This window comes from Aliiroseovarius pelagivivens, from assembly GCF_900302485.1.
Lineage (GTDB): Bacteria > Pseudomonadota > Alphaproteobacteria > Rhodobacterales > Rhodobacteraceae > Aliiroseovarius > Aliiroseovarius pelagivivens.
The window spans coordinates 2,447,901-2,459,644 of record NZ_OMOI01000001.1 but is presented as its reverse complement, the minus strand read 5'-3'; the positions used below and the strand labels follow the sequence as shown (position 1 = coordinate 2,459,644).

Sequence of the window (11,744 nt, the reverse complement as noted above, 5' to 3'; positions counted from 1 at the left end):
TACCAAAAGCATGGATGGAAAACAGACGCTAGAGAAAAATTGGATTCAATATCCGTTCCGTGCGCGAAAACGCCGGATCTCGTTTTCCGAGGGTGACTGACCCGTGAAAAGTTCGACATATAGTGGAACGCGGTCGATCCGGCCGATGGGGTCTTCTTTGATCTCCATCGCGATATAGCCGACCTGCGTATAGAGGATCGCCATGGTCCGCACCTCGGCGTCGTCGGGGGAATAATCGAAGCGTTCGAACATCGTTTTGATGGCAGCTTTGCGCTGGGCGTCGGCGGCTTCCACCCGCCGTTCTAGGTCTGCGTCATGATCAGCCCAGTTGCGGATGGCACGGTCAAGCTGGGCATCGAAAAGGTCTTTCTGGAACCAACAATCCTGAAGGTTGAACATCGCTTCGCAGATGGTCTCGGCATAGAGCGCGCACTGGGCAACCAAATTGCCTGTGTTCTTGTCCTCCCACCGTTTGATCATAGCGTCCAACAGCGCCTCGCGGTCGCGGAAGTGGTGATAGAATCCGGTGCGTGTCAGGCCGAGGTGATTGGCCAGCGGCATGATCTTCACCCCATCCACACCAACGGTAATCAAAAGCTCTAGCGCGGCATCAAGCCACATGCGTTCCGAGGCGCGCGGGCGGGGTATGTCGTTTTTAGCCATAGTCCCGCATCATAGGTGACTTGACACATGTGTCAAATCAGATGTCACCTGTGTCAACTATGCGACTCATGACAAGGGAGGACGTGATGAGCGAACCAAGCACAGGACGGCGGCGCAGCCGTGGTAAACGGGAGGCACGCGATGGTGCGCCGGGGCAGAACCCGCATCTGGAGCGTCCCTATATCAAGCGCGGCATCCCTACCTACGACATTCTTGGTGAAGACGCGTTGCAGCAGATCGAGGCAACAGCCGACCGCATCATGGCCGAGATTGGTATCGAGTTTCGCGATGATTCCGACACGGTCGAGATGTTCCGCAAGGCTGGCGGCGAGGTCACGCAGCTGGACGACACGCGGTGGAACACCAAGTTCGCGCCCGGTATGATCCGCGAGATCCTGAAGACAGCACCGGCGGTCTTCACTCAGCACGCCCGCAACCCGGCCAACAATGTCGAGGTCGGCGGGGACAATGTGATCTTCGCGCCCTCGTATGGAAGCCCTTTCGTGATGGATCTGGACAAGGGTCGCCGCTATGGCACGCTTGAGGACTTCCAAAACTTTGTGAAGCTGGGCCAGATGAGCCCGTGGCTGCACCATTCCGGCGGAACGGTTTGCGAACCGACCGATGTGCCGGTGAACAAACGCCATCTTGATATGGTCTATGCCCACATGCGCTATTCCGACCGGCCGTTTCTTGGCTCGGTCACTGCGCCAGAACGCGCCGCCGATAGTGTCGAGATGTGCCGCGTGCTGTTCGGCGCGGATTTTGTCGACCAGAACTGCGTCATCATGGGGAACTTTAACACCACCAGCCCCTTGGTTATGGACGGGATCACGACGCAGGGCATTCGCGAGTATGCCAAGGCGGGGCAGGGCTCGATTCATTTGCCGTTCTTGCTGGGCGGGGCGGTGTCGCCTCTGACGATGGCTGGGTCCATCGCGCAATGTCTGGCGGAAAGCATGGTGTCCTGCGCGGTGGCGCAGCTGGAACGTCCCGGTGCGCCGGTGGTGCTTGCCAGCTTCCTTAGCTCGATGTCGCTGCGCTCGGGTTCACCGACATTTGGGACGGCGGAGCCTGCGGTGGGCAGTCTGGTCTATGGCCAGTTGGCGCGCCGCTTGAACCTTCCCCTGCGCTGTGCGGGCAACTTCTCGACCTCGAAGCTTCCCGATGCTCAGGCGATGCAGCAGGCGATGATGTCGATGATGTCGGCGGTGCAGTGCGGGGCGAATTATCTGCTGCACTCGGCGGGCTTCTTGGATGGGCTTCTGTCCATGTCCTATGAGAAGTTCATGCTGGATCTGGACCTGTGTGGCGCGCTGCATTCCTATTACGATGGGGTCGTGGTGACCGAGGATACGTTGGGTTTTGACGCGTTGGCCGAAAAAGGACCGGGTGAGCACCTGTTCGCGACCGCCCATACTTTGCGGCACTATAAAACGGCCTATTACGACAGCGCGCTGGACGACAACCAGCCGTGGGAGACATGGGACGAACAGGGCGAGATCGACATGGCAACCCGTGCCAACACCCGCTGGAAGGCCCAACTTGCGGCGTATGAGGCGCCGGGGATGGATCCGGCAACAGATGAGGCGTTGAAGGATTTTGTTGCGCGCAAGAAAGCCTCGATGGATGACGCCTGGTATTGAGGGTGGAGGGGGCTTTGCCCCCGCGTCTGTGACGCTCCCCCAGGATATTTGTGGTAAGAAAATACGGGCGGGAAAGCCCCAAGTCGAAAAGGATGGATGATGTCGAACGATCCACTTTTGCAGCCATATCAGTTGGGGCATCTGACCCTGAGAAACCGGATCATGACGACAAGCCATGAACCGGCCTATCCCGAGGATGGGATGCCGAAAGAGCGATATGCTGCGTATCACGCTGAGCGCGCCAAGGCGGGTGTGGCGATGACCATGACGGCGGGATCAGCGGCGGTGTCGAAAGACAGTCCGCCCGTCTTCAACAACATCCTTGCCTATAAGGACGAGGTTATTCCGTGGATCAGAAACCTGACGGATGCGGTGCACGAACATGGCGCGGCCTGCATGATCCAGCTGACCCATCTGGGGCGGCGTACGGGGTGGAACAAGGGCGATTGGATGCCGCCTGTGTGCTCGACTCCGCATCGTGAGCCTGCCCACCGGGCCTTCCCTAAAATGGCCGAGGATTGGGATATTTCGCGGATCATTTCCGACTTCGCTGACGCAGCCGAGCGGATGAAAGAGGGCGGCATGGACGGGGTCGAGGTGATGACCCACGGGCACCTGTTGGACCAGTTCATCTCGCCCCTGACCAACCGATTGGAAGGCCCCTATGGCGGCGATCTTGCCGGGCGGATGAAGCTGACGATGGATATCATTGAAGCCGTGCGCGCACGCGTGGGACGTGAGTTCATCGTGGGGGTTCGGTTTGCACCGGACGAGGTCGAGACCGGCGGCATTGATCCAGATATGGGGCTGGAGATCGCGCGGATGCTGCGCGACTGCGGGCAGGTGGATTACCTGAACATCAACCGGGGCCGCATTCATACCGACCCCGCGATGACGGATATGATCCCCATTCAGGGCGCGCCGGCCTCGCCGCATTTGGATTTCGCAGGCCGGGTCCGCAAGGAAATCGGTATGCCCACCTTCCACGCGGCCCGCATTCCGGATGTCGCAACCGCGCGCCACGCGGTGTCGTCTGGGCAGTTGGATATGGTGGGCATGACGCGCGCGCACATGGCCGATCCGCATATCGTGAAGAAGATCATCGAGGGGCGCGAAGAAGACATTCGCCCCTGTGTTGGTGCCACCTACTGCCTGGATCGGATCTATCAGGCGGGCGATGCACTCTGCGTACATAATGCTGCCACCGGGCGCGAGCTGACCATGCCGCACGAGATTGCCCCTGCAGACACCCCCCGCAAGGTGGTGGTCGTGGGCGCTGGGCCTGCGGGGCTTGAGGCCGCGCGGGTAGCCGCCGAGCGTGGACACGACGTGACCGTCTTTGAAGCGCAGCCTGATCCCGGCGGGCAGGTGCGTCTGACCTCTCAGACGCCGCGTCGGCGCGAGATGATCGGCATTGTCGATTGGCGCATGGCGCAATGTGCGGCCCGCGATGTCACCTTCCATTTCAACACATGGGCCGAGACCCATGACGTGACCGCCCTGAACCCCGATGTGGTGATCGTTGCCACCGGCGGCCTGCCGAACCTTGAACTGTTCGAGACCAAGGGCGCGCAGGATTTGGCCGTCAGCGCGTGGGACGTGATCGCGGGCGACGTGAAATGCGCGGGTGATGTGCTGATCTATGACGAAAGCGGCGACCACCCGGCGCTGCAGGCCGCCGAGATCGCTTCTGAGGCCGGTGCGAAGGTCGAGGTGATGACACCTGATCGCGTATTCGCCCCGGATATCATGGCAATGAACCTTGTGCCCTATATGCGGTCGCTGCAGCCCAAAGGGGTGCGGTTCACCGTGACCGAGCGCCTGAAAGGCATTCAGCGCGACGGCAATCGCCTGAGGGTCACGCTGGGTACCGATTATTCCGAGTTCACCCGCGAGGCGACCTATGATCAGGTGGTGGTGAACTACGGCACGATGCCGATGGATGATCTGTATTTCGACCTGAAAGAGCAGTCATCAAACCGGGGCGAAGTGGACCACAATGCGCTGATCGAGGGGCGCCCGCAGACCATCCGTACAAACCCTGACGGGCAGTTCCAACTGTTCCGCATTGGCGACGCCGTGACAGCACGCAACACGCATGCTGCCATCTATGACGCGCTGAGGTTGGTGAAAGACCTGTAAGCTTATGCCTGCTGCGTGCGTTCGATATATGCGCGCAGCTCTTCCGCTTCGTGGCGGGCATCGCGCAGGCCGTCCATTGCGGCACGCAGTTCGGCCTCGGTCTGGTACAGCTGGTTTGCCATCTCGGCCTCGCGCGACTGCAAATAGGCGATTGCTTCGTCGCGGGTTTCTTCCGCGTCATGCAAGGCCTGTGCCATCTTGTCCAGCTCGCTCATTTCGCTGCCTTGAACCTGCACGAAGCGATGGATCAGCCAGTGGGCAAACCAGCCCAGCACGAAGGCCACGAAAAGAATGATGGCGGTGACGATGATAAACTCGGTTCTGTTCATCGGGGCTGTCCTTCAGTGTCAATCAACGTTCCGGGCGCGGGGCCGGGCGAACGTCGTCTGCGTCGGGGGCAAAGATCGCGGGACCACTATAGGGGGGATCGGCGGGGTCTTCACTTGATTCTGTGGCGGTCGTGTCTGGTGCGTCACCTGCAGTGACTTCGGGCGCGATTGCATCAGTTGCGACGCTCTCGGTTGGGTCGGTGTCCGTTGCGGATGGCTCGGTCGCGGGCAGGTCTTCGGCATCAGAGTTGGGCACTGCGTCGGGCGCGTTGGGGGTTTCCTCGGGTGCCTCTTCAGTAACTGCATCCTCGGTTTCCGGAGATGCCTCTACTTCGGCAGATGCGTCAACGTCTGTGTCCTCGGCCGGGGTGTCGGCAGTGGGGGCCGGGGTTTCTTCTGCGTCCGTCGCCTCAGGGTCGGTGGCTTCCGCTCCCGCATCCGATGCGACGTCGGCTTCGTTCGCATCTTCATCGCTGTCCTGCGAAACCCCACCAAGCAGGCGGAATTCGATCCGGCGGTTTGCTTCGCGGCCTTCCTCGGTTCCATTGTCGGCGATGGGGTTTTCCTCGCCATAGCCGACGGCGGACAGGTTCGAAGTCAGGATCCTGCGTGACAGAAGAGCTGACAGGACGGCCTGAGCGCGGTTCTGCGACAGGGCAAGGTTCATTTCCTCGCGGCCCTGACTGTCGGTGAAGCCCGCAATTTCCATCCGTACATCCGAGCACTCGCGCATGATCTCGGCAATCTTATCAACGGTATCGGCCGCAGAGGCTTCGATGTTGGCCGAGCTGGGGGCGAAGGTGATTTTCGTCTCAGCCAGAACTGCGTTGATATCTGCCGCACATTCTTCCGGGCTGGGCAGGTTCAGGGTCGGGTTCAGGCTTTCTTCGTAGGTGACATTGACCTGAAAGTTTTCCGAGGCCCCAAGCTTTTCGCCCAGTAGGCGCGAAATTTCAGAGCCAACTTCCGGATCTCCGGTACGCCCGCGAATGTCCACGATGTCGGGCTGAACGACGATCACGCCGCTGTGGACCAGCGACAGGGCCTCAAGGCCAGCCAGAACGCGCGTCGGCCAATTGCTGGGTAGATCAGGATCAAGGCGGGTTGCCGGATAGACGGCGCTGGACCCGAACTTGGCGCGGGCAAAGCTTTCGGCCGCGCTGCGCAGGGCTTCGTCCGACAGGCGGCCGCGGAGCTGTACCTGACCTTCGGGGCTGAGGGTCGCGACGAACTCGGGTGTGGCCTCGCCTTCGCCAGTGCCGTCGATCTTAACAGGTTCCGGCAGGACCGAGTGCAGCGAATAGAGGTCGGGCAGGTTGCTTTCAAGCTCGCCCACGATGACGTCGAATTCGGCCTGCGGTGTAGTATCCAGCGCGACCAAAGTGACATCTGCGTCCGAGAAGGTGACCGACCCACCGCCAAGCACCGACACGGCGTTAATACCCATCTCGACGGCTTCCGCCCAATCGGGCGATGGCACGCCCAAGCCGATGATGCAGTTGGTCACGCCTTCAAGCCCGGCTTCGGTCGCGGCTGAAATGATTTTCGCGCGCCCGATAGCGTTATGGGCCGAACACGCATCAAATCGCGGCCCGTTTTCGTCGATCAGGAAGCGCAGCGTGAACGGCGTGATCACCGGGCGCGGAGCGGAAATGTCGATGGACAGAAGGATCGAACGCGGGGCCTTGCGCTTCAGGCGGCGCGCCCAATCTTGTTGTTCTTCCGCACTATCGGCCACAGCAGTGATCGATACTTTGTTCGCATCCATCGATATCTTCGAGCGCGGAAGCTGTTTCAGCGCATACAGAGCGAACTCTAAGGTGGTGTCCCAATTCGCAGGGATGGGGTAATCAGCCACTTCCAGAAGGTCGGTGACCTCGGCTTTTCCGGCGATATCCCCCACTTCGTCAACCAGACTTTCACGGTCCGATTGCGTTGGGATCAGGCCGATCATCGAGATCCCGGAATTGTTGCGCAGAACTTCGATCGAGAACCGAGGCGGCTTCACGATCTCGGCTGCGGGAATGGTCATATTGTCGATGACTCGGGCCGCGTCGACCTCGCCTCCGGCGATGGAAAGCGCGCGAAAGCGCATGGCTTCGCTGGGTGCGCTGCCCGAAAGTACGACCTGCAAGCCGTCGGACTGAACTTCGGCCCATTCATGGCCGCGCAGCGTCAGGGCGTCATGCACCGCATCTTCCGAGTAGCTTTCGATGGCGTTGACCGAAAGGATGGCCGCAAACAGGGCCAGAAAAGCGCCGACCACAAGCGAGGCCGGGACCAGAAGAATTTGCGAAGGGCGCATACGAATGTGGGTCCGTTATCTCTTTGGTTTTAAGCTTATTATGGGGTGTTGGGGCAGGGTGCAATCAAACGATTAGGCTTGCGGCGAGAAACAGCACAAGAATAAGTCCCGCATCGCGGTTGGATCTGAACAGATTCAGGCAGATTTCCGGGCTGTCTGTGTCCAGTTTGCGCAGCTGCCACACCAGATGCCATCCCATGAACCATGCGCCCCCAAGAGCGATGACCAGTGTCAGCACATGTGCGCTGGGCACCAAGGCTAGAATGACGGCAAGTGCGGTGAGTGTCACGGTGGCGATCAGAAACATCCGCAGCCACGTGCGGCTGTTCTCTCCGAACAGGCGGGCGGTGGATTTCACGCCGATCAGCGCGTCATCTTCGGTGTCCTGATAGGCATAGATCGTGTCGTAAAACAGGGTCCACGCGATCCCGGCAGCATACAGCGTGATGGGGGCCATGCTAAGCGATCCGGTGTGTGCAACCCACCCCACCAGAGCGCCCCAATTGAAGGCGATGCCAAGGAAAACCTGCGGCCACCACGTAAAGCGTTTGGCAAAGGGATAGACCGCCACGGGCAGAAGGGCAGCGATGCCCAGAAGAATCGTGGCCCAGTTGAATGTCAGAAGGATGCCAAAGGAAATCAGCGCCTGTAGCCCCATCCAAATCAGCGCCTGTTTGACTGTCACTTGTCCCGATGGGATCGGGCGGGATTTGGTACGCTCGACTTTGCCGTCGAAATCGCGGTCCGTGATGTCATTCCACGTGCAGCCTGCGCCGCGCATCAGGAACGATCCGATGGCGCAGCCCAGCATGATCCATGCATCAAACCAACCAAACCGCCCAGTGCTTGCGGTGGCCAGAAGTAGACTCCACCAGCAAGGGATCAACAGCAGCCACGTGCCAATCGGGCGATCCGCACGGCTGAGCCGCAGATAGGGCCGCGACCACGCTGGCGCACGATGATCTACCCAATTGCCCGTATAGGCATCAGAAACCTGCCCCTTGGGGTCTGGCAAATCGGCGTTGGGGGTCATAGATTTCCCTCATGAAACAGGCAAAAGTTCGGCTCTATGTAGATCACCCCTTGGGTCAGGGGCAAACCGTTTCGCTGGATCGCGATCAGGCGCACTATCTTTTTGGGGTGATGCGGCTGGGCGTGGGCGATGTTGTGGCGCTGTTTAATGGCCGCGAGGGCGAGTTTCCTGCCCGTGTGATTGAGGCCGGAAAACGCAAGGGTGTCTTGGAGTGCCTTGAGCAGTCGCGCCCGCTGCATATGCCGCCCGATCTGTGGCTGTGCTTTGCACCGATCAAGAAGGCGCGCACCGACTTCATCGTCGAGAAGGCAGCCGAGATGGGTGCTGCCCTGATCCAGCCCATGTCGACCGAGTTCACCAACTCTGAACGGATCCGCCGCGACCGCCTGCAGGCCCACGCCATCGAGGCCGCCGAGCAATGCGGCGGCACCTATGTGCCCGAGGTCGTCGACCTGATGCGCATGGATAAGCTGCTGGATGCATGGCCCGACGACCGCCAAATCATGTTCTGCGACGAGGCCTTGGTGGGTGCCGCCGAGACGCTCACCGCTGCAAGCGGTCACCGCTGGGCGATCTTCATTGGTCCCGAAGGCGGCTTTTCTGACCGCGAACGCGCACGGCTTCATGCGATGGACAACGCCCACCCCGTCAGCCTCGGCCCGCGCATCCTGCGCGCGGATACTGCCGCCGTCGCCGCCATGACCATGTGGCAACAAGTGCTGGGGGATTGGGGATGATCCGGCCAGAGCTGCGGGCCGAACTGATCCGTTACCGAGAAGCCCTTGTGGGGGCTGGCATCATCCTGCTGGGTCTCTGGTGGGCATGGGGGTCGCTTGGGCTGATCACGTGGATGGGGCTGGCCTTGGCGGGCTTCGGTGCGGTGATTCTGTGGTCCGGCTTGCGCCGTGCGCGGATCCGCTCGGCTCATGGTGGCGTTGGTGTGGTGCAGATTGACGAACGCCAAGTGACCTATCTGGCACCGGTAGGGGGAGGTTTCGCTTCGCTTGATGATCTGCGTTTGATCGAAATCGCAAAAGACCGCGCGGGGCTGTCCGTTTGGCGGTTTCATCAACCCGGCAACGTGCTGGTGGTCCCTGCGCGTGCCGAAGGCGCTGAAGCAATATTTGATGCGCTCACCGCATTGTCTGGCGCGGATATCGCCGCCGCAATACGCGCGGTCAACACGCCGCCCGCTGACACTGTCGTGATCTGGGGTCGTGCCGTCGTAAAGCTGCATTGACACCGGGCGCGCGTTGCCCCACGACTGGAGCCCCCATAAGGGCGTTTTCTACAGGAGCCGAACATGTCCATTCCTCAGTCCGGTGGTGGTCCAATCACCCATCACGATCAGCTGGCGCAATTGCTGGAAGACGGCTGCAAGCCGCGTGACACATGGAAAATCGGCACCGAGCACGAGAAGTTCGGCTATTGTAAAGATACGCTGAAGCCGCTGCCCTATGACGGTGACCGCTCGATCCTGAAAATGCTTGAAGGGTTGCGCGACCGGTACAACTGGTCCGAGGTCCGCGAGGCGGGCAATCTGATCGGGTTGGAACGCGACGGGGCGAATATCTCGCTGGAACCGGGCGGACAGTTCGAACTGTCCGGCGCGCCCTTGGACAACATCCACCAGACCTGTGACGAGGTGAACGAACACCTGCGCGAAGTGCACGAGATCGCCGACGAGATTGGCGCGCGCTTCATCGGTCTGGGTGCTGCGCCCGAGTGGACCCACGAACAAATGCCGGTGATGCCCAAGGGGCGTTACAAGCTGATGACCGACTATATGGACAAGGTCGGCACCCACGGAAAACAGATGATGTACCGGACCTGCACCGTGCAGGTGAACCTCGATTTCGCGTCCGAGGCCGACATGGTTCAGAAGTTCCGCGTTGCGCTGGCGCTGCAGCCCGTTGCGACCGCGCTGTTTGCAAATTCGCCCTTCTTCGAGGGCAAGCCCAACGGTCACAAATCGTGGCGTTCGCGCATCTGGCGCGATCTGGATGGCGCGCGTACCGGCATGCTGCCGTTTGTGTTCGAAGACGGCATGGGGTTTGAGCGCTATGTCGACTATGCGCTCGATGTGCCAATGTATTTCGTCTATCGCGACGGGCAATATATCGACGCGCTGGGCCAGTCCTTCCGCGACTTCATGCAAGGCAAACTGCCCGCGCTGCCCGGTGAAACCCCGACGCTAAGCGACTGGGCCGATCACCTGACGACGATTTTCCCCGAGGCGCGGATCAAACAGTACATGGAGATGCGCGGCGCCGATGGTGGCCCGTGGCGTCGCCTCTGCGCTCTGCCCGCCCTGTGGGTCGGCCTGATGTATGACCAGAGCAGCCTTGATGCGGCGTGGGATCTGGCCAAAGGCTGGGACGCAGAAACCCGCGAGGCGCTGCGCGTTGCCGCATCCGTCGAAGGGTTGCAGGCCGAAGTGAATGGCATCCGGATGATCGACTTGGCACGCGATGTTGTGAAGATTGCTGAAGGCGGTCTGAAAGCCCGCGCCCGTGTCGGCAGCGGTGGCATGGTGCCGGACGAGACCCACTTCCTGAACGCGCTGCAAGAAAGCGTCGAAGAAGGCCGCTCGCCTGCCTGTGAGTTGCTAGGCAAGTATCACGGCGAATGGGATGGCGATCTAAGCCGGATTTACGACGAGTATAGCTACTAAGGTCCGGTTGCCGGAGTAAACGGTCGCTGGTCGGTTACTCCTCGCCAACAAGTGCGCTTCCCAAGAAGACATCGACGGCTTCACGAACCGATGTGCCGGGCTGTTCGATTTCGGACAGTACATCGTCATGAAATGCGTCTTCGATAACCAGTGTCGTGACTGCGATTCCGGCCGAATTTCCCGACGCCGCGAGATCCTCTAGATTGCTTTTCTCCACGAAAAGATCATGGGTTCCTCTTACCAAAAGCATGGGCGGTTCGGTGGTGTCGACGAAACGAGCAACGGGCCAATCCGGCGCGGTACTTTCGGGGAATGTGTGCGGACATGTTTCCCCAGCGCAGAGACCACCTTCATAGGGGCCCGCCAGGCCAATAAAGCCTGCGATCGCGTTGGCTGGTGTGTCTACCTCCTCCAGATAGCGCCCATCGTATGAAATCAAGGCAGCAATATAGGCACCTGCCGACCATCCTCCGATGTAAATCGGTCGAGGAAGCGTGGCCTCGTCGCGAAGGTTCTGCCAGACATAGGATACAGCCAAGGCCGCGTCCTTTACGAAGTCCGGGAAAGAGGCTTCCGGGTGGAGCCGATAGTTGGGTGCGACGACGATGATCCCGGCTTTCGAGAAGCTTTCCCCAATCCGCCGGATTTGCGACTTGTCCCCGTGCGAAAAACCACCTCCGTAGAAGAAGATTAGCACAGCTGTGCCCGACTTCACCGCTTCCGGCCAGTAGATATCCAAAACGTGCTGCGGGAGATTGCCAAAGCGAATGTCTTTCTCAACCGAATACGGTGTATTTTCCGCATGCGCATAGCCAGAGATTGCCATGAAAATGGCACAGATATATTGATTAAGCTTCATTCCGGCATGCTATCAGGGTCTGTCAGAAGGGGTAATGACGCAGGTCAAAAGCTGAAAGTGCCGTGGTCAGTATGGGCGCGACGCAGACTATTC

The 11,744-nt window shown here is 60.1% G+C and carries 10 protein-coding genes; 5 read left to right on the top strand and 5 right to left on the bottom strand.

Annotated features, from left to right (window positions below; translation table 11 throughout):
• Nucleotides 1-45 precede the first annotated feature (45 nt).
• The gene (locus tag ALP8811_RS11890; protein ID WP_108857310.1) at nucleotides 46-663 is read right to left on the bottom strand and encodes a TetR/AcrR family transcriptional regulator; all 618 of its coding nucleotides are present in this window, start codon (nucleotides 661-663) and stop codon (nucleotides 46-48) included.
• Nucleotides 664-749: 86 nt separating this feature from the next.
• Here ALP8811_RS11890 and ALP8811_RS11885 point away from each other — a divergent pair, with 86 nt between their 5' ends.
• Nucleotides 750-2,309, top strand: coding sequence for a trimethylamine methyltransferase family protein (locus ALP8811_RS11885; protein WP_108857309.1), 1,560 nt, complete (start codon nucleotides 750-752; stop codon nucleotides 2,307-2,309).
• Between the two features lie 99 nt (nucleotides 2,310-2,408).
• Complete coding sequence (locus ALP8811_RS11880; protein WP_108857308.1) at nucleotides 2,409-4,451, top strand: NADH:flavin oxidoreductase; 2,043 nt, start codon at nucleotides 2,409-2,411, stop codon at nucleotides 4,449-4,451.
• Between the two features lie 2 nt (nucleotides 4,452-4,453).
• On the opposite strand, the gene ALP8811_RS11875 is transcribed toward ALP8811_RS11880, so the two are convergent.
• The 3 genes from ALP8811_RS11875 to ubiA all read right to left on the bottom strand — a co-directional run bounded on the left by ALP8811_RS11875 (nucleotide 4,454) and on the right by ubiA (nucleotide 8,118).
• On the bottom strand, nucleotides 4,454-4,780 hold the full coding sequence (locus ALP8811_RS11875; protein ID WP_108857307.1) for a hypothetical protein: 327 nt from the start codon (nucleotides 4,778-4,780) through the stop codon (nucleotides 4,454-4,456).
• Between the two features lie 22 nt (nucleotides 4,781-4,802).
• Nucleotides 4,803-7,085 (bottom strand): OmpA family protein, encoded by a 2,283-nt coding sequence (locus ALP8811_RS11870; protein WP_108857306.1) that lies wholly within the window; start codon nucleotides 7,083-7,085, stop codon nucleotides 4,803-4,805.
• A gap of 64 nt (nucleotides 7,086-7,149) precedes the next feature.
• Nucleotides 7,150-8,118, bottom strand: coding sequence for a 4-hydroxybenzoate octaprenyltransferase (gene ubiA, locus ALP8811_RS11865; RefSeq protein WP_108857305.1), 969 nt, complete (start codon nucleotides 8,116-8,118; stop codon nucleotides 7,150-7,152).
• 11 nt (nucleotides 8,119-8,129) lie between these two features.
• Between ubiA and ALP8811_RS11860 the strand changes: the two genes are divergently transcribed.
• The 3 genes from ALP8811_RS11860 to ALP8811_RS11850 all read left to right on the top strand — a co-directional run bounded on the left by ALP8811_RS11860 (nucleotide 8,130) and on the right by ALP8811_RS11850 (nucleotide 10,792).
• Nucleotides 8,130-8,855, top strand: a complete 726-nt coding sequence (locus tag ALP8811_RS11860) for a 16S rRNA (uracil(1498)-N(3))-methyltransferase (RefSeq protein ID WP_108857304.1) — start codon at nucleotides 8,130-8,132, stop codon at nucleotides 8,853-8,855.
• Nucleotides 8,852-9,358 carry a hypothetical protein gene (locus ALP8811_RS11855; protein WP_108857303.1) on the top strand — a complete coding sequence of 169 codons (507 nt, stop codon included), beginning with the start codon at nucleotides 8,852-8,854 and terminating at the stop codon, nucleotides 9,356-9,358. Before ALP8811_RS11860 ends, ALP8811_RS11855 begins: the two co-directional genes overlap by 4 nt.
• 63 nt (nucleotides 9,359-9,421) lie before the next feature.
• A complete protein-coding gene (locus ALP8811_RS11850) occupies nucleotides 9,422-10,792 on the top strand; it encodes a glutamate--cysteine ligase (protein ID WP_108857302.1) in 1,371 nt (456 codons plus the stop codon).
• Nucleotides 10,793-10,826: 34 nt separating this feature from the next.
• Here ALP8811_RS11850 and ALP8811_RS11845 read toward each other — a convergent pair whose 3' ends face one another.
• Entirely contained in the window at nucleotides 10,827-11,651 is an 825-nt protein-coding gene (locus tag ALP8811_RS11845) for an alpha/beta hydrolase (protein ID WP_108857301.1), read from the bottom strand.
• Nucleotides 11,652-11,744 lie beyond the last annotated feature (93 nt).

Bases quoted from the DNA above. Each gene is read 5' to 3' on its own strand.
- ALP8811_RS11890 (WP_108857310.1), bottom strand. From the start codon at position 663: ATGGCTAAAAACGACATACCCCGCCCGCGCGCCTCGGAACGCATGTGG.
- ALP8811_RS11885 (WP_108857309.1), top strand. From the start codon at position 750: ATGAGCGAACCAAGCACAGGACGGCGGCGCAGCCGTGGTAAACGGGAG.
- ALP8811_RS11880 (WP_108857308.1), top strand. From the start codon at position 2,409: ATGTCGAACGATCCACTTTTGCAGCCATATCAGTTGGGGCATCTGACC.
- ALP8811_RS11875 (WP_108857307.1), bottom strand. From the start codon at position 4,780: ATGAACAGAACCGAGTTTATCATCGTCACCGCCATCATTCTTTTCGTG.
- ALP8811_RS11870 (WP_108857306.1), bottom strand. From the start codon at position 7,085: ATGCGCCCTTCGCAAATTCTTCTGGTCCCGGCCTCGCTTGTGGTCGGC.
- ubiA (WP_108857305.1), bottom strand. From the start codon at position 8,118: ATGACCCCCAACGCCGATTTGCCAGACCCCAAGGGGCAGGTTTCTGAT.
- ALP8811_RS11860 (WP_108857304.1), top strand. From the start codon at position 8,130: ATGAAACAGGCAAAAGTTCGGCTCTATGTAGATCACCCCTTGGGTCAG.
- ALP8811_RS11855 (WP_108857303.1), top strand. From the start codon at position 8,852: ATGATCCGGCCAGAGCTGCGGGCCGAACTGATCCGTTACCGAGAAGCC.
- ALP8811_RS11850 (WP_108857302.1), top strand. From the start codon at position 9,422: ATGTCCATTCCTCAGTCCGGTGGTGGTCCAATCACCCATCACGATCAG.
- ALP8811_RS11845 (WP_108857301.1), bottom strand. From the start codon at position 11,651: ATGAAGCTTAATCAATATATCTGTGCCATTTTCATGGCAATCTCTGGC.